The sequence below is a fragment of the Larsenimonas rhizosphaerae genome (assembly GCF_023700005.1).
Classification (GTDB): domain Bacteria; phylum Pseudomonadota; class Gammaproteobacteria; order Pseudomonadales; family Halomonadaceae; genus Larsenimonas; species Larsenimonas rhizosphaerae.
Window position 1 is genome coordinate 1657127 of sequence record NZ_JAMLJK010000001.1, and the last position, 17607, is coordinate 1674733.

The window sequence follows — 17607 nt, forward strand, 5'->3', positions numbered from 1 at the left end:
ACGTCATTCAATTATCATTTCTTTTACGCGATGCTGTCATGACGACTGAACATACTCTTCAGCAAACGCCATCCGGTCAGGAACCCCCCATGACCAGCATTGCCTTTGTCAGTGAAACCTGGGCACCCGAAATCAATGGCGTGGCCCATACGCTTCATCAGCTCGCTGGTAAGCTGGTCTCGCGTGGCTTCGAGCTGCAGCTGATTCGCCCGGTTCCTCTTGATGGCTCAACCGACCCGGATGTCACTCACGAGCTTCAGGTCCGCTCCATTCCGATCCCTGACTATGAAGGGGTTCGCATGGGAAGACCCTGTTCGCATCGGCTGTCTCGGTTCTGGAAGGCTCATCGCCCGGATGTTGTCTATATCGCCACTGAGGGGCCGCTGGGCCTAAGTGCCCTCAATACAGCGAGGCGCCTTGGCCTTCCCGTTGTCAGCGGGTTTCATACCAATTTTGATCAATACAGTCAGCATTACATCATGCTGAAGGTACTGCGCCCCTTCGTTCGGCCCTTTTTACGCCGCTTTCATAATCGGTCCGCGGTGACGCTGGTACCCACCCGCTTCCAGGCGGATGCCCTGACAAACTACGGCTACAACAATGTTGAAGTCATGGGACGCGGACTGGACAATGAGCGGTTTTCACCCTCACATCGTCGTGCCTCACTCAGGCAGGACTGGAAGGCGAAGGATAATACTCTGGTATTTTTGTACGTCGGCAGGCTCGCTGCCGAAAAGAACATGCCCCTGATGATCCAGGCACTGGAGCAGGTGCATGAGCGGTATCCGGATGTCCGGGCGGTGTTTGTCGGCGATGGCCCCATGAAAAGGGAACTGGAAACCCGTCTGCCCTGGGCCATTTTTGCCGGGTTCAGGGAGGGTGATGAGCTGGCGGCCTATTATGCCAGCGCCGACATTTTCATCTTCCCTTCGCGTTCGGAAACCTTTGGCAATGTGGTTACAGAAGCAATGGCCAGCGGTCTGGCCTGCATTGCCTTCAATTACGCGGCGGCAGGTGAGTTGATTGAGCACGGGCAGGAAGGACAACTGGTCGACTACACTGACGATCAGGGATTTATTGACGCTACGCTTTCATTGGTTGAGGACACGGAGCATGTTCGCCAAATGGGAGAAGCAGCGCGCGAGCGCGTGTTATCACTGACGTGGTCATCCATTTGTGACCAATTTATCAAGTATTTGCATCAGGCACAGGAGGTGAGTGATGCAAGAGCGCAGCTCTCTAATGTTTAAGCGTCTGGATATGCTGGAATGGCGTGCATGCCACAGGCTGTCTCGACTGGGGGCCTACCGCCCTGTCCTCTGGATTTTAAGAATTGCCAGCCGATTGGGAGACTGGCCTGCTTGGGTGTTGCTGTGCTTTTCAATCCCCCTGTTCAAGGGCATGCACGGTTGGCTTCTGGCAGTGGAATTTGGACTGACAGCAGCCGTGGGCGGGCTTTTGTACCGGTTATTGAAAAACCGGCTCTGTCGAGAAAGGCCTTATATTTCCTTTGAAATCCCCTGCACGATGCCCCCGCTGGATCGCTACAGCTTTCCAAGTGGCCATACGCTTCACGCCGTCATGTTCACGACACTGACAGCAACGTTTGTTCCTGAACTGTTGTGGGCGGTACTCCCCTTTGCTGCTCTGGTTATTCTTTCTCGCGTCATTCTCGGGCTGCATTACCTGACGGATGTCGCCGCCGGTGCCCTCATCGGGTTCCTGCTGGCCGAGCTCAGTATCATTCTTATTTCCCTGTCGTGACATCACATCGGGTGCTGGAAGACTGGCCCCTCTGGTACCTGCCTGATGCACTGGATGGCACCCGCGCCTGGCAGGTATTCGAGGAGCTTCTGGCACTGCCCATGTGGGAACAGCCCGATATCACCCTGTTTGGCAAACGGCACCCCATCCCACGACAACAGATCTGGATGGGTGATCCAGATGCGGCCTACCGCTATTCCAATCAGCAGTTCATACCGGTTGCCTGGCATCCCACGGTGGCGTCCCTGCGAGACGGGATGATCCAGCTTGCTCGTCAGCTATTGCCCGATGCTCCAGCGTTCAATAGCGTATTGTTGAATCACTACGAAAATGGCCAGCACCGAATGGGCTGGCACAGTGACAATGAACCTGAACTGGGTAAAAAGCCTGTTATTGCCTCCCTGAGCCTGGGAGCCACGCGGGACTTTCGGCTCAGACGTGCTGATCCTGTCTGCAGGACACTGACACCCTCGTTCAATATCCCACTGGAGCACGGCAGCGTCCTGTTGATGGGCCCCGGCGTGCAGACAGACTGGCAACATTCACTGCCTCCACGCCAGCGTCATCAATCCCCCCGTATCAACCTTACGTTTCGCCACGTCTTTCGATAAATTTTTTAACGAGCAAGATAACGGTATAAATCAGCGCGCATAACCCGGTGTCACAAATGGAGTAGTCGTTACGGTCATGGCATGGCGCTTGCCTCTCACCTCCGCCCATACCCGAGTTCCCGGCTGGCAAAAATCAACCGGCAGATAGGCCATGGCGATGGGCTTTCCAATGGTCGGTCCAAAACCACCGGAACATACTTCTCCCAGACGAGAATCCTGTTCGCTGTAGAGCTCTGCGCCCTCTCGTACCGGGGCACGGCCTTCTGCAATTAGTCCTACACGCTGCTGGAGATGATCCCTGTTGGCCAGTTGCGTCAATATCACATCGCCACCCGGGAACCCGCCCTCACGTTCGCCGCCCTGCCGCCGTGCCTTGCCAATGGCCCAGGGCAGAGCCGCTTCGATGGGTGTGGTGTGCTCTGTCAGGTCATGCCCATACAGACATAGCCCTGCTTCAAGCCTCAGTGAGTCCCGCGCTCCAAGGCCTGCTGGCGCAACCTGTTCATATGCCAGCAGCCGTTGAGCAAGCTCAACGGCCTGCTCACTCGATACGGAGATCTCGAACCCATCCTCGCCGGTATAACCAGCCCGACTGACCCAAACCGGAATATCCGAAAACGTCATTCGCTGGTGATCCATGAATGTCATGTCTCTGACAGCCGGATTGAAATCCGCCAGCACATCTACCGCTTGCGGGCCCTGAAGCGCCAGTAACGCCCGCTCCTGCATGTCAATGCGCACATCCCCCGATAATCCGGTACGCAATAGCGCCATGTCATTGTCCTTTCGGGACGCATTGACGACCAGATAAAGACAATCACCCTGATTGGCGACCATGAGGTCATCATAAACACCCCCGGTGCTGGTGGTGAACAGGGCATAGCGCTGCCTGCCCTGCGCCAGATCAACAAGGTCGGCACACACCAGTGTTTCCAGTGCCTGTGCGGCTTCATCACCGTAAAGCAGTATCTGCCCCATATGCGATACATCAAACAGACTACAGGCACGGCGAGTATGCTCATGCTCCTGCTTGACGCCCGCAGGGTAGTGAACAGGCATATCATATCCAGCAAATGGAACGAACCTGGCCCCCAGCGCCTCGTGTAGAGGATACAGGGGTGTACGATGTGGTGTTGTCATGAAAGCTCCTGCCATGAAGAAGAGCAGGCCCGTGAATCACGGGCCTGCAGGGTAACGTTATGAGGGTGTATGTGCTGCTTCGCGCGCGAACCATTCTCTGGTCAGTGAAAAGACAACGGGAGACAGCATCAACAACGCGATCAGATTGGGGATTGCCATCAATGCATTGAAGGTATCCGCCAGCAGCCAGATAAAGTCCAGATGCGCCATGGCACCAACAGGAATCGCCAGCACGAACAACACGCGATACACCATGCAGAACCTGGCACCAAACAGGAACTGAAAGCATCGCTCACCGTAATAGGACCAGCCAAGAATGGTCGTGAAGGCAAAGATGGCCAAGGCAATGGCCACAATATAGTCCCCAGGGCCAGGCAGGGTATGGCGAAATGCCATGGAGGTCAGGGCCGCCCCGCTTTCGCCACTCAGCCATTGTCCGGAAGTAATGATGGCCAGCGCCGTAATCGTGCAGATCACCAGCGTATCAATAAAGGTACCGAGCATGGCCACCAGCCCCTGGCGTACCGGATCACTGGTTTGCGCAGCGGCGTGGGCGATCGGAGCACTCCCCAGACCCGCCTCGTTCGAGAAAACCCCCCGTGCGACACCAAATCGAATGGCAGATGCCACGGCCGCCCCGGCAAAGCCACCAGTGGCAGAAGCCGGTGTGAAGGCATGCTCGATGATCAGCCCCAGCGCCGGAATGATTTCATCGGCATTGATGACCAGTATCACGATGCCCGCCAGAAAGTACGCCACCGCCATCAGTGGCACCAGCTTGCCGGCAACAGCAGAAATACGCTTGATACCACCCAGAATGACACTGCCCGCCAGCACCATGATGACAATGCCCGTAAGCCAGGCCGGGATGTTGAATGACGTGAAAAGCGCATCCGCTACGGAGTTGGCCTGCACGGTATTGCCAATACCAAAGGATGCCACCGTACCAAACAGGGCAAACAATACTCCCAGCCAGGCCCAGTTCCTGCCAAGCCCATTCTTGATGTAATACATCGGGCCACCCACGTGGTTACCCGCTTCATCGGTTTCACGAAAACGTACGGCACATACCGCTTCACTGTATTTGGTGGCCATCCCCACCAGCGCAGTCACCCACATCCAGAATACGGCACCGGGCCCACCCAGGGTAATCGCCGTAGCCACCCCGGCAATATTGCCGGTACCAATCGTGGCGGAAAGTGACGTCATCAAGGCATTGAACGGCGAAATTTCCCCCTTGTCGCCACTGCCGGCCTGACGCCCCTGCCAGAGCATCGAAAATCCGGTTCCCAGACGAAGCACCGGCATCAGGCGCAATCCGGCCTGCAGGAACAGCCCCACCCCCAGCAGCAGAATCAACATGACCGGGCCCCAGACCACACCGTTGATTGACTGTACCATCGCTGTCACTTGTTCCACATTTTATCTCCCTTGTTATTACGTGCCTTATCTGCAACATGACAGTCGTAGCGTTTGCTTCTTCTGGTGCATCACCCCCTGCACCGTCCTTGTCAGCAATACAGCATGGCTGAGAGTGTACTCCAGGGTCATGGTTCTTCAAGAGGGTCTCATTCACAGCCCCACAGGGGCTGGACGTGCGACCCTTTTGACGCCACTCTAGGGTTTCGTCGAGTATACCGGTGCAACACGTCATCACGTGGCACAGCACCTCCCTCGACGAACGCCATTAACGCCCCATGTTTTCAACAGGAAAATAACGATGAGCCAGATTCCCGAGAACCTTCTTTACAGTGACAGTCACGAATGGGTGCTCGACAACGGCGATGGCACGATTACGCTTGGCATCACCGATCACGCCCAGTCCGCGCTGGGTGATGTTGTGTTCGTCGAATTGCCGGAAGTTGGTCAGGCAATTGAAGCAGGCGAGGAGTTCGGTGTCATCGAGTCGGTCAAGGCAGCGTCAGACCTTTACGCCCCCCTGACCGGTGATGTCATTGCCGTCAACGAGAGCCTTGAAGATGCGCCTGAAAGCGTGAATGAAAGCCCTTATGAAGATGCCTGGCTCATCAAGGTCAAACTGAGCGATCAGGAAGAACTGTCAGACCTGCTGTCAGCGACAGCCTACGCCCAGTTGCTGGAACAGGAAGGCTGATACGTCGCCTTCAGGCCCCCGGCCTCGCCGGGGCGCCAGCACAGCATGTTAGACCTGCCTCACCTCCCAACTACACTTCTGATGATGCAAGGGGCTTGTGCATGACCTTTGATTCTCGCCCGCTTCACGCTCTTGATCATTCTGATGCCTTCCCGGCTCGCCACAATGGTCCTGACGATGAAACGTTGCCCTCCATGCTGGAGGCCATGGGGCTCGAAAGCGTTGAGCAACTACTGGCCAATACCCTGCCTGACCCCATTCGCATAAGCGAGCCGCTACAGCTTGCTCCCCCCTGCAGTGAAGCTCAGGCACTGAGCGAACTGCAGACGATCGCGGAGCGCAACCAGGTATTTCGCTGCCATCTGGGTCAGGGATACTACCCCACCTACACGCCATCAGTGATCACAAGGAACCTGCTCGAAAATCCAGGCTGGTATACGGCATATACGCCCTATCAACCGGAAATTTCCCAGGGCCGGCTGGAAGCCCTTCTGAACTTCCAGCAGATGGTCATGGACATGACCGCCATGCCCATTGCCAATGCATCACTACTGGATGAGGCCACGGCCGCGGCCGAAGCAATGACCCTGTGCCGCCGTGCCAACCGCAAGCACACCAGCAATGCCTTTTTCGTTGCCGATGACGTGCTTGCCCAGACACAAGACGTTATTGCGACACGTGCCCATTATCTGGGCATAGAGATTATTACCGGCCCGGCAGCATCACTCTGCGAACATGACGTATTCGGCGCGCTGATCCAGTACAGCGGTGAAAGTGGTTATATTCATGATCTGCCGTCGCTGATCAGTGCTGCACACGACCAAAAGGCCATGATTGCAGTCGCCTGCGACCTCATGAGTCTGGCGGTACTGGAAGCACCCGGCACCTGGCAGGCCGATATTGCACTGGGCAACAGTCAGCGTTTTGGTGTTCCCATGGGCTTTGGTGGTCCCCATGCCGCCTTCTTTGCCGTCAGTGATGCCCTGAAACGCATGATGCCCGGACGGGTTATCGGTGTCTCACGCGATACCCGGGGTCAACTGGCCCTGCGCATGGCCATGCAGACTCGGGAGCAGCACATACGCCGTGAGAAGGCGACGTCCAATATCTGTACCGCCCAGGCCCTGCTGGCCAACATGGCCGGATTTTATGCAGTGCATCATGGCGCCAAAGGCATTCACACCATCGCCAGCCGGATTCATCGACTGACCACCCTGCTATTCAAGGGACTTCAGGACGCCGGAATCACGGTGCGGCATTCACGCTACTTTGACACGCTGACCCTTGATGGTCTCGCGGTCAGTGAGCTTCGCTCACGTGCGCTAAAACAGGGTATTAACCTCTACTACCGCGACGATGGTGGCGTAAGCATCAGTCTGAATGAGACCACCACCCGCGAACACGTCACCGACCTGCTTGGAATCATTACTGCAGACTCGGCACCCGACCTGAGCGCACTGGACCAAGAGGTGATTAATCAGGCGCTGACCGGACTTCCCGGCGATCTCATGCGCAAGTCGGACTACCTCACTCATCCGGTATTTACTCGCTACCACAGCGAAACCGAGCTGATGCGTTACATGAAGCGCCTGGAAAACCGGGACCTGTCTCTGGTACATGCCATGATCCCACTGGGGTCATGCACCATGAAGCTCAATGCCGCAGCAGAAATGGCGCCGATCAGCTGGCCCGAATTTGCCGATATCCATCCCTTTGCTCCTCGTGATCAGACCGCAGGCTATCAACAGCTGATCGAGGAACTATCGGGATTTCTGACGGCCATTACCGGCTATGACAGAATCTCCATGCAGCCCAACTCGGGCGCTCAAGGGGAATATGCAGGGCTGATTGCCATACGCCGCTATCAGGCCGCACAAGGGGAAGGCCATCGCCGTATCTGCCTGATCCCTTCCTCGGCACATGGCACCAATCCTGCCTCGGCGACCATGGTCGACATGGATGTTGTGGTAGTGAACTGCGATCGCGAAGGAAACATCGATATCGCGGATCTGGAAAGCAAGGCAGACAAGCATCAGGCCAATCTGTCCGCTATCATGCTGACCTACCCCTCCACGCACGGTGTCTTTGAACAAAACGTGCAGCAGGCCTGCGACATTGTTCATCGCTACGGCGGACAGGTATATATCGACGGGGCCAACATGAACGCACAGGTAGGGCTGGCCCGACCAGGCGATTATGGCGGTGATGTCTCTCACCTGAACCTGCACAAGACATTTTGCATACCGCATGGCGGTGGAGGCCCGGGCATGGGCCCTATCGGCGTCAAGGCACATCTGGCACCGTATCTGCCCGATCATGTACATGACAGCGGCAAGCCAGGCAGCATGGCCGTTTCAGCCGCCGCGTTTGGCAGCGCATCCATTCTGCCGATCTCCTGGGCTTACATCCGGATGATGGGCGCCAGTGGCCTGACTCAGGCCAGCAGGCTGGCCATTGTCAACGCCAACTATATCGCGCACCAACTGGCCCCCCATTACTCGGTTCTTTATCGGGGACACAAGGGACAGGTGGCACACGAATGCATTCTGGATGTGCGGCCCCTCAAACAGGCCACCGGCATTACCGAAGAGGATATTGCCAAGCGGCTGATGGACTACGGCTTCCATGCCCCGACCATGTCATTCCCTGTCGGCGGAACATTGATGATTGAGCCGACCGAATCGGAGTCCCTGAGGGAACTGGACAGGTTCTGCAATGCCATGATCTCGATTCGCCACGAAATACAACGCATCGAGGATGGCGACTGGCCGGCCGACAATAACCCACTGGTCAACGCCCCGCACACTCACCGCGACATGCTGGCGCAGACAGACAGGCCTTACGGTCTGGACCTGGCACTGTTTCCTGCCGGGGATACGGCCAACAAGTTCTGGCCTTCGGTCAACCGGGTCGACAATGTTTTCGGCGATCGCAATCTGATTTGCTCGTGCCCCTCCATCGATCATTACCGCAACGATTGACACCGAAATCCAAAAGCAGAAAGCCCACCAGCAGGTGGGCTTTTCATCAGTACCTCAAACTCATGCTTATCTGGCCGCAGGAGGCTGTTCGCTATAGCCATATAACGTGGCGTGGCGCTGCTCGCGAAAGTCCGTCAGCAATTGATCATAACGGCGAGCCAGCTCGGTGCCGGTACGAGTAACCAGATAAAAGGCTTCATACGCTGGCGTGGCCAGAGGTACCTCCAGCACCTGTCGCTGCCACGGAGATGTTTCAAGTACCGAGCGGGCAACGACAGTAAACCCCAGCCCGCGTGCTACAGCATCCAGCACCACACCCACATCGTTGGTATACCCCTTTAGCGGTACATGGCTCATGGAGCGAAACTCATCCGCGAAATTCTCACGCAGCAGTTGCGTGGCATTATTGATGCCATCGAAGTAATTGATAAAACCCAGTGCCATCAGCTCGGTCAGTCCATTACCACGAAAATCGGCCGGTACAACCAGACACAGGGGCTCATGATGCCAGAGGGTAAAGGTCAGCTCGGAATGCTTGACCTGATCAGAGACCAGTCCAAGATCATAGCGGCCCGCCAGGACGTCCTGGACAATCTCCTGATTAAAGGCAAAATTATAATTGATGGTCAATCCGGAGTAGACCTGCTGGTATCCCAGTACAAAGGGATAAAAAATCAGGCCTATGCTGGAAGGACTGGCAATACGGCACTCACCTGCATGAGACGACTCATCGTCCAGTGAATGCTTGAAATGCTCATGTTCAGCAAAGAGCTTGACTGCATAGTCATAGGCTCTCCGGCCGGCATCGGTCAGGGTAAATCGGCGCCCGTGTCGGCGCAGGAGTGTCCTGTCCAGATAGGTTTCAAGCTTTCTGATGTGCTGACTGACACCAGGTTGCGTCATGCCGAGCTTACCCGCAGTCTGTGTAAAACTGCCGGTTTCGACAAGCGTAATAAAGGTACGAAAATACTGGGCATTGAACATCAGGGATCTGCCGGCTCGATCATCCAGGGGGGGTATCTATCATCAACGGTCTACTGTCTGACCTGCGGTCATACTCCGGCATATTACCAGAGACGCAACCTGCGCGCAGCGCTGAGAAGTCACGTTCGGCATGGTAGCATCCCACGTAGTGGCTACTGACACCATTCAACCAGACAGAGGCAGATATGCAGGATCTTTTTCTCGCACGCGGCGACGCCATCAAGCAACAACTACTGCATATGGAAAGCCAGGCAGCCGAGGACGACCTTTTTGCACTGGGCTACTTGATCCCGCAAACAGAACTCGTACAGGAAATGGCCGATTACAACGCCGACGATGTCACGGCCGACGATTTTGATGAAACCTTCGAACACTGGCTACTGACTGCCTTTGATCAGGATCACATGGGCGATACCGATCGCCAGCGCATTACCGAACTCTGGCAGAACGCCTGCCACAATGCGGCACAGCAAGGAAACACAGCACCATGACAGATACGGTTTCGACCATTATTTCACCGGAAGGCAGTCTGGAAGTCCTGTCACAGCAGGAAGTCAATCGACTGAGGGACACCTCCGCCAGTGGCATTCACGACATTTTAAGACGCTGTGCTCTGGCCATCCTCAACTATGGTGCGCTGACCGATGACAGCCGCAGCGTTCTTGAGACCTATCACGATTTTGATATAGAAGTACTGCAGCAGGACCGAGGCGTGCGGCTTCGGATCACCAATGCCCCGGCCCATGCATTTGTTGACGGCAAGATGATTCGTGGGATTCGTGAGCTACTGTCATCCGTGCTGCGCGATATTGTCTATGTCAGCAATGAGATTCAGAACCAGTCCCGGTTTGACCTGACTTCTTCCGAAGGAATCACCAATGCGGTGTTTCATATTCTACGCAATGCCGGCGTACTGGCCTCATCGAATGACCCAAGCCTGGTAGTCTGCTGGGGAGGCCATTCGATAAACCGGGTAGAATATGACTACACCAAATCCGTGGGGTATCACCTTGGCCTGAGAGACCTGGATATCTGTACCGGCTGTGGCCCAGGTGCCATGAAAGGCCCCATGAAGGGAGCCAATGTAGCGCATGCCAAACAGCGTCGACACCATGGCCGTTACCTTGGCATATCCGAGCCAGGCATCATTGCCGCCGAGTCACCCAACCCGATCGTGAATCAGCTGATCATCATGCCGGACATCGAAAAACGGCTTGAAGCCTTTGTTCGCATGGGCCATGGCATTATCGTGTTCCCGGGAGGCGTCGGTACCGCAGAAGAAATCCTGTACCTGCTGGGTATCCTGCTGAACCCTGAAAATGAAGGCATGCCCTTCCCGGTCGTATTTACCGGCCCGAAGGAAAGCGCCGAATACTTCCGAAAGATCGATGCCTTCATCCAGTACACCCTGGGTGAGAAGGCACGCAATCTCTACCGCATTATCGTTGATGATGCCGTGGAAGTAGCTCGCTTCATGCGCCAGGGAGTGGACGATGTGGCGAGCTTTCGTCGCGAGCATCAGGACGCCTTCTACTTCAACTGGCGCCTGAAGATTGCCGATGATTTTCAGCAGCCGTTCGAGCCCACCCATGATGCCATGGCATCACTGCCCCTGCACAAGGATCAGGAAGTTCACGCGTTGGCCGCCAATCTCCGTCGCGCCTTTTCCGGGATTGTCGCCGGCAATGTGAAGGAAAACGGCATTCGTGCCATTGAAGAAAAGGGCCCCTTCAAGCTCAATGCAGAGCCCGAGATGATGAAACGCCTTGACGAGTTGCTCACCTCGTTTGTCGCTCAGGGGCGCATGAAACTACCTGGAGCAGCCGAATATGTGCCCTGCTACACGCTTGAATGACCATGCATCAGTGCGGCAAAGGGTGCTGAAGGCACCGGATTGAAAAAAAGAAAAGCGCGGCCAGGCCGCGCTTTTCGGTCAGGGCTACTGCTGAAAGGTCAGGCAGCTTACCGCTGTCGCCACTGCCTGAGTACGTGAATCAGTAACGCTACCACTGCAGCCCTTGAGAGCGTGGACCAGAACAATGCTCCTCCACTCACCTGCGCGGTATTACCCACGTTAAACCAAGCTAGAATACCCAGCATCAGTGCTGCCAAAAGCCACCACATCAGCCACTGAATCACCCCTCTTGCTACCTGCCGCCCCTCACCGTCAAAACGTACGCGCTGCTGGAAAACAGCCAGCGCTGCCACGGCGAAGATACCAAGGCCCAATAAAAGACAGCGCGTCACATCATGCTGCCACCAGAACCATGGCAGCGAGGCCAGCATGGTACCCACCAGGGCCCACAATGAAGAGAGCCGACCGGCACTCATGGGCTCACTGATCACAGGCTATCGATCCACTGTTCGACCCATGGCATGGCAGCGTCGTCAGCCATGAAGGTTTCCATGGCATCGATTTCAAGCCGGTCCCCGATACGACGCGCCCCACATTCACTGAGCAGAGCATCCAGTGATCGGCCGGCACCACAGAACGTTTCTGCGTAGGAACTGTCCCCCAATGCCACAAGTCCATAGCGAAGGCCCGACAGATCGGGATGCTGATCACGAATGGACTCAACAAAGGGAAGCAGGTTGCCCGGAACATCGCCACTGCCGGTCGTGGAAATGCAGAACAGGGAAAGATCGGCACGCGCGGTAGTAATTGACTCCATGGGCGGATCTTCATGAATCGTCACGGTATAGCCGGCCTGTTCAAACAGCGGCTGTACCTGCTCAGCCACATCCAACGCACCACCATATACAGTGGCCACAAATATATTCAGGGTAGACACGATAAACTCCGAATAAGGTAGGTCAGCATTTACATACTACTGGTATCAAAAGGGCGCCCTTGCAGGCGCCCTTTCATTACAGTCTTCGAACAGACAAACATTCGCCCGCTCAGGCCTCACGAGCCTTGGCATTACTGTAGGTTTCCACACGGCTTTTGAGCTTCTGACCAGGGCGAAAGGTAACTACCCGGCGTGCGGAAATGGGAATTTCCTCACCGGTCTTGGGGTTGCGTCCAGGACGCTCACGCTTGTCGCGAAGATCAAAGTTACCAAAGCCTGACAGCTTGACCTGTTCATTCTCACGCAAACATCCGCGAATCTCATCGAAAAAGGTTTCGACCATATCCTTGGCATCACGCTTGGACAACCCAAGCTCGGTATGCAGATGCTCAGCCAGTTCCGCTTTGGTCAGTGCACTCATGCCCTGTTTCTCCGTTGTAATTACCCTCTAAGAGTAGCGCCGAATCGCTGTCCAAGCTCATCAACAATTCGAGCCACCCATTCACTGACTTCTTCATCATTGAGGGTGCGCGATGGATGCTGCCAGGTCAAGCCTGCCGCCAGGCTCTTGTAGCCTTCATCAACCCCCTTGCCCTGATAAACGTCGAATAGACGCCAGTCAACCAGCCACTCTCCCGCCTGACTGCGGATAACGTTTTCAACATCACCAAGAGGCAGCGTCTCCGGAACGACCACAGCAAGATCACGACGTACTTCCGGATAACGGGACAAGGGCTTGAAACGTGGAACGGTGCGCTGCTCCACGGCATCAAGAGCCAGCTCGAAGACAAGCACATCTCCCTTGATGCCATGATCAGAGAGGATGGAGGGATGAAGTGCTCCCACCCAGCCAATTGCCGCCTCATCATCATAAATACAGGCAGATTGCCCGGGATGAAGCGCCGGGTGAGACTGAGGAACAAACCGCCATTGGCGAGCACTGCCGCCCAGGGCCATCAACCCCTCCACATGCGCCTTGATATCAAAGAAATCGAGGCGCCCCTGACGACCGTGCCAGTCTTCCGGATAACGATTACCGTAAACAAGCCCACCAATCCGGCTGGTCTGGGACAGGTTATCAAGCCCCCCGTTGAAGACCTGACCGATCTCGAAGACCTGAACACGATCCTGCTGCCGGTTGAGGTTGTGCTTCAGTGTCTTTAAAAGACCGGGCCAGAGCCCGGCCCGCATGACAGCCATATCCGTTGAAATCGGATTCAGCAGCGCAGGTGATTCGGCATCCGGCAACAGCTGCTGCTGCAGCTCAGGTGCCACGAAGCTGTAGGTGATCGCTTCCTGATACCCCTGGTCGACAAGACACCGCGAAATCAGCGATGGGCCAATACGATGCTCATGCTGCACTTCAGGTGCCAGCGCCATGTCAGGATAGCGAACCGGCATGCGGTTATAGCCATGGATACGGGCAAGCTCTTCGACCAGATCAGCTTCAATACTGATATCAAAGCGCCAGCTGGGTACAGATACAGACCACTCTCCTTCACCGACCGCCCTGGCTTCCATCCCCAGTCGCGTCAGAATGTCCTGGATATCTTCATCAGGCAGCGCCAGACCCAATGCCCGCTCAACACGCTGTGAAGACAGGGCTATGGGCGAGGTTCTGCCGTAATGACGACCGCCGGAGGCATCCGTGACCGGCCCGGGTCTGGCCCCGGCATAATCAACCAGAAGCTGTGTTGCTCGCTCCATGGCCTGTACGGTCAGCTCAGGGTCAACCCCCCGCTCATATCGATGAGAAGCATCCGTATGAAGGCCGTAGGAACGCGCCCTGCCGGCAATGGCCAGCGGCGTGAAGAATGCAGCTTCCAGAAAAAGAGAAGTTGTCTGACGGGTAACGCTCGATGCCTCTCCACCCATGACCCCTGCCAGGGCCAGCGGCCCGGATTCATCGGCGATGATCAGCGTGTCATCACGAAGCGCAACATCCTGCTGATTAAGCAGTGTCAGACGCTCACCGGAGCGTGCAGTGCGAATGGATACAACCCCATTTACCCTAGCAAGATCAAATGCATGCATCGGGTGACCGAGCTCGAGCAGTACATAGTTGGTTATGTCCACTACGATATCAATCGAACGTACACCACTGCGGCGCAGACGCTCCTTCATCCAGACAGGCGTCGGCGCAGAAACTGTTACGTCGCGCACTACTCGTCCCAGATAATGCGGGCACAGATCAGGCGATTGAATAACCGCATCACGCGCATCATCAATAACCGGAGCTACCGATTGAAAATCGGGTGTCCGGACATCAAGCCGGTTCAATACACCGACCTCTCTGGCCACACCCTGAATACTCAGACAGTCGCCCCGGTTGGGCGTGAGATCGACCTCGATAACCTGGTCATCCAGTGACAGAGCCTCTCGAAGGTCGTCTCCCACGGTCAGCTCTTTCGGCAGCTCAAGAATTCCGGCCGAGGTACCTTCCTCAAGGCCAATCTCGGAAGCCGAACAAATCATGCCGAAGGATTCAACACCGCGCAGCCTTGCCTTCTTGATCTTGAAGTTTTCAGGCAGTACAGCGCCCACCTGAGCAAACGCAACGTACAGCCCTTCTGCTACATTGGAAGCTCCGCACACTACCTGAACGCTGTCGCTGCCGGTATCGACCTGGCAGACGTTCAACTTGTCGGCATAGGGATGCGGCGCAATGGAAGCAATACGCGCAACAATAACACCTGAAAAATCAGCACTGGCCGGCTCAATACCATCGACCTCCAGACCGGCCATGGTGATTTGATCTGCAATTGCCTGAGTGTCCAATGCTGGTGAAACCCACTCGCGCAACCATGTCTCTGAAACTTTCATAGGGCCTCGCTAGCCTTTCACTTACTGGAACTGGCGCAAAAAACGCAGATCGTTTTCAAAAAACAGACGCAGGTCGTTAACGCCATACCTGAGCATGGCAAGCCGCTCTACCCCCATCCCGAAGGCAAATCCGGAATACCGGTCAGCATCGATTCCTGCATGATGGAACACCTCCGGATGCACCATGCCGCAGCCCATGATTTCAAGCCAACCGGTATGTGAACAAACTCGACAACCATCGCCCAGGCACATTACACACTGTACATCCACTTCGGCAGAGGGCTCGGTGAAGGGAAAGTACGAGGGGCGAAAACGAACATCAAGATCATCACGCTCAAAGAAGGCTCGCAGAAAAGCTTCAACGGTACCCTTGAGATCGGCAAAGCTTACATGTTCATCAACAAACAGACCCTCTACCTGATGAAACATCGGACTATGCGTCAGATCCGAATCGCATCGATAAACGCGGCCGGGGCAAATAAGCCGAACGGGAGGTGTCTGCGCCTTCATGGTTCTGACCTGCACCGGCGAGGTATGCGTACGCAGTAGACGCGTGGCATCAAAATAGAAGGTGTCGTGCATGGCCCGCGCCGGGTGGTGCGAGGGAATATTCAGTGCTTCGAAATTATGGAAGTCATCCTCGATCTCGGGACCTTCCGCCACATGATATCCAATGTGGGTAAACAGCTGCTCGATTCGCTCAAGGGTGCGTGTCACCGGATGCAATCCGCCTGCAGGCACACTTCGGCCAGGCAGGGTGACATCAACGGTTTCAGAGGCAAGTCGCGCAGACATGGCCACCTGGTTCAGCTGATCTTTTTTCAGTTCAATTGCTTGTTCAAGCGACTGCTTGGCTCGGTTGATAGCCTCGCCTGCCTTTGGGCGCTCTTCCGGGGACAGCTTGCCAAGGCCCTTCAACTGAGCGGTGAGCTCACCCTTCTTGCCCAGATAGCGAACGCGCAATTCATCAAGCACTTGCGCTGTTTCGGCATCATCGATTGCTCGCTCTGCTTCGATGACCAACGCAGAAAGATGATCCATCCGTTAGCTCCACTGACAAATGACTCTGATCCATTCCAACACCCGAGGGCATCAGTGGATAGACAAAAAATAAGGGAAGAGCGGCATGCTCTTCCCTTACGATGCGATTACAGATCCCGTTCAGGGACATGTAGTCTTACGACTGAGCAGCCTTGGCTTTCTCGACGATAGCACCAAATGCAGCTTTTTCATGAACAGCCAGATCAGCCAGCACCTTACGGTCAATTTCGATGCCGCTTTTCTTCAGGCCGGCAACGAATTTGCTGTAGGACAGACCGTGAATGCGTGCTGCTGCATTGATACGGGTAATCCACAGGGCACGGAACTGACGCTTCCGCTGGCGGCGGTCACGGTATGCATACTGACCGGCCTTGATGACTGCCTGTTTGGCTACACGGAAGGTACGCGAGCGCGCTCCGTAGTAACCCTTGGCCTGCTTAAGAATCTTGCTGTGACGACGGCGTGCGACGACACCACGTTTAACGCGGGGCATAGCTTTCTCCTGATAAAATCAATAGTCGACGATTAAAGGTTGGGTAGCATACGTGCAATCAGCTGACGATCAGCATCATGGACCTGCTTCATCCCGCGCAGCTGACGCTTACGCTTGGTCGATTTCTTGGTCAGGATGTGGCTACGAAAGGACTGCTTGTGCTTGAAGCCATTGGCAGTCTTCTTTAATCGCTTGGCAGCGCCGCGATTTGTCTTGACTTTAGGCATAATAAATGCTCCATCATTTTATTAAGAAAATCCAGGGCCGGTGCGCCATTTAGACGCACCAGTTAGGGAGCCGTTGGATCACTTCTTCTTGGGGGCCAGCATCATGATCATCTGCCGACCTTCCATTTTCGGACGCGATTCAACTACTGCAAGCTCCTCAAGGTCACCCTCGATTCGCTCCATCAGCTTGCGCCCGATCTCCTGGTGCGCCATCTCGCGTCCGCGGAAACGAAGGGTAACCTTACCCTTGTCACCGTCTTCAAGAAAGCGGATCAGGTTGCGAAGCTTGACCTGATAATCGCCTTCATCCGTACCAGGACGGAATTTAACTTCCTTGATCTGGATCTGTTTCTGTTTCTTCTTCTGGGCAGATTTCTGCTTTTTCTGCTCGAAAAGAAATTTCCCATAATCCATTATCTTGCAAACGATAGGGTCAGCATTGGAAATCTGAACAAGATCCATGCCTGCCTCTTCAGCCATCGCCAGAGCCTCGGGAAAGGGTACAACCCCTTTCTGCTCGCCTTCAGCGTCGATAAGGCGTACTTCGTCTGCACGAATACGGTCGTTAATGGGTGGGCGCTTCTCTTGAGCGCGGCCACGTTGATTATTCCGCTTGATCGCTACGTCTCCGTATGATG

General features: G+C 55.4%; 18 protein-coding genes. 7 read left to right on the forward strand and 11 right to left on the reverse strand.

The annotated features are described in order from the left end of the window. Positions 1-38 precede the first annotated feature (38 nt). From NAT21_RS07595 to NAT21_RS07605, 3 genes are read left to right on the forward strand one after another with little or no spacing between them, the layout of a single operon-like run. A complete protein-coding gene (locus NAT21_RS07595; protein ID WP_250936884.1) occupies positions 39-1250 on the forward strand; it encodes a glycosyltransferase family 4 protein in 1212 nt (403 codons plus the stop codon). Further along, positions 1243-1764, forward strand: coding sequence for a phosphatase PAP2 family protein (locus NAT21_RS07600; protein WP_250936886.1), 522 nt, complete (start codon positions 1243-1245; stop codon positions 1762-1764). Before NAT21_RS07595 ends, NAT21_RS07600 begins: the two co-directional genes overlap by 8 nt. After that, entirely contained in the window at positions 1761-2375 is a 615-nt protein-coding gene (locus NAT21_RS07605; RefSeq protein WP_250936888.1) for an alpha-ketoglutarate-dependent dioxygenase AlkB family protein, read from the forward strand. Before NAT21_RS07600 ends, NAT21_RS07605 begins: the two co-directional genes overlap by 4 nt. A 30-nt stretch (positions 2376-2405) precedes the next feature. On the opposite strand, the gene gcvT is transcribed toward NAT21_RS07605, so the two are convergent. Both gcvT and NAT21_RS07615 read right to left on the reverse strand, forming a co-directional pair. After that, complete coding sequence (gene gcvT / locus NAT21_RS07610; RefSeq protein ID WP_250936890.1) at positions 2406-3515, reverse strand: glycine cleavage system aminomethyltransferase GcvT; 1110 nt, start codon at positions 3513-3515, stop codon at positions 2406-2408. A 57-nt stretch (positions 3516-3572) separates the two neighbouring features. After that, positions 3573-4934, reverse strand: a complete 1362-nt coding sequence (locus tag NAT21_RS07615) for an alanine/glycine:cation symporter family protein (protein WP_250936891.1) — start codon at positions 4932-4934, stop codon at positions 3573-3575. A gap of 301 nt (positions 4935-5235) precedes the next feature. Here NAT21_RS07615 and gcvH point away from each other — a divergent pair, with 301 nt between their 5' ends. Further along, positions 5236-5628: a glycine cleavage system protein GcvH gene (gene gcvH / locus NAT21_RS07620; RefSeq protein WP_250936892.1), complete on the forward strand. Its 393-nt coding sequence runs from the start codon at positions 5236-5238 to the stop codon at positions 5626-5628. Positions 5629-5729: 101 nt separating this feature from the next. Further along, on the forward strand, positions 5730-8609 hold the full coding sequence (gene gcvP, locus NAT21_RS07625) for an aminomethyl-transferring glycine dehydrogenase (RefSeq protein ID WP_250936893.1): 2880 nt from the start codon (positions 5730-5732) through the stop codon (positions 8607-8609). A 66-nt stretch (positions 8610-8675) separates the two neighbouring features. Here gcvP and NAT21_RS07630 read toward each other — a convergent pair whose 3' ends face one another. Then, positions 8676-9593 (reverse strand): LysR family transcriptional regulator, encoded by a 918-nt coding sequence (locus NAT21_RS07630; RefSeq protein ID WP_250936894.1) that lies wholly within the window; start codon positions 9591-9593, stop codon positions 8676-8678. Positions 9594-9778: 185 nt separating this feature from the next. Between NAT21_RS07630 and NAT21_RS07635 the strand changes: the two genes are divergently transcribed. Beyond that, positions 9779-10084 (forward strand): YfcL family protein, encoded by a 306-nt coding sequence (locus NAT21_RS07635; protein ID WP_250936895.1) that lies wholly within the window; start codon positions 9779-9781, stop codon positions 10082-10084. Beyond that, the gene (ppnN, locus tag NAT21_RS07640; RefSeq protein WP_250936898.1) at positions 10081-11448 is read left to right on the forward strand and encodes a nucleotide 5'-monophosphate nucleosidase PpnN; all 1368 of its coding nucleotides are present in this window, start codon (positions 10081-10083) and stop codon (positions 11446-11448) included. The genes NAT21_RS07635 and ppnN overlap by 4 nt, the downstream gene beginning before the upstream one ends. A 107-nt stretch (positions 11449-11555) precedes the next feature. On the opposite strand, the gene NAT21_RS07645 is transcribed toward ppnN, so the two are convergent. The 8 genes from NAT21_RS07645 to infC all read right to left on the reverse strand — a co-directional run bounded on the left by NAT21_RS07645 (position 11556) and on the right by infC (position 17587). Beyond that, on the reverse strand, positions 11556-11939 hold the full coding sequence (locus tag NAT21_RS07645; protein ID WP_250936901.1) for a hypothetical protein: 384 nt from the start codon (positions 11937-11939) through the stop codon (positions 11556-11558). Further along, complete coding sequence (locus NAT21_RS07650) at positions 11936-12385, reverse strand: flavodoxin (protein WP_250936903.1); 450 nt, start codon at positions 12383-12385, stop codon at positions 11936-11938. Before NAT21_RS07650 ends, NAT21_RS07645 begins: the two co-directional genes overlap by 4 nt. Positions 12386-12494: 109 nt before the next feature. Continuing rightward, positions 12495-12806 (reverse strand): integration host factor subunit alpha, encoded by a 312-nt coding sequence (gene ihfA, locus NAT21_RS07655; protein ID WP_250936905.1) that lies wholly within the window; start codon positions 12804-12806, stop codon positions 12495-12497. A gap of 20 nt (positions 12807-12826) precedes the next feature. Then, on the reverse strand, positions 12827-15208 hold the full coding sequence (gene pheT / locus NAT21_RS07660; protein WP_250936909.1) for a phenylalanine--tRNA ligase subunit beta: 2382 nt from the start codon (positions 15206-15208) through the stop codon (positions 12827-12829). A 21-nt stretch (positions 15209-15229) separates the two neighbouring features. Then, positions 15230-16249, reverse strand: a complete 1020-nt coding sequence (gene pheS / locus NAT21_RS07665; RefSeq protein WP_250936911.1) for a phenylalanine--tRNA ligase subunit alpha — start codon at positions 16247-16249, stop codon at positions 15230-15232. 136 nt (positions 16250-16385) lie between these two features. Further along, complete coding sequence (gene rplT / locus NAT21_RS07670) at positions 16386-16742, reverse strand: 50S ribosomal protein L20 (RefSeq protein ID WP_250936914.1); 357 nt, start codon at positions 16740-16742, stop codon at positions 16386-16388. Between the two features lie 32 nt (positions 16743-16774). Next, on the reverse strand, positions 16775-16969 hold the full coding sequence (rpmI, locus tag NAT21_RS07675) for a 50S ribosomal protein L35 (protein ID WP_250936917.1): 195 nt from the start codon (positions 16967-16969) through the stop codon (positions 16775-16777). Positions 16970-17047: 78 nt separating this feature from the next. Further along, positions 17048-17587 (reverse strand): translation initiation factor IF-3, encoded by a 540-nt coding sequence (gene infC / locus NAT21_RS07680; RefSeq protein ID WP_265895905.1) that lies wholly within the window; start codon positions 17585-17587, stop codon positions 17048-17050. Between the last annotated feature and the right edge of the window lie 20 nt (positions 17588-17607).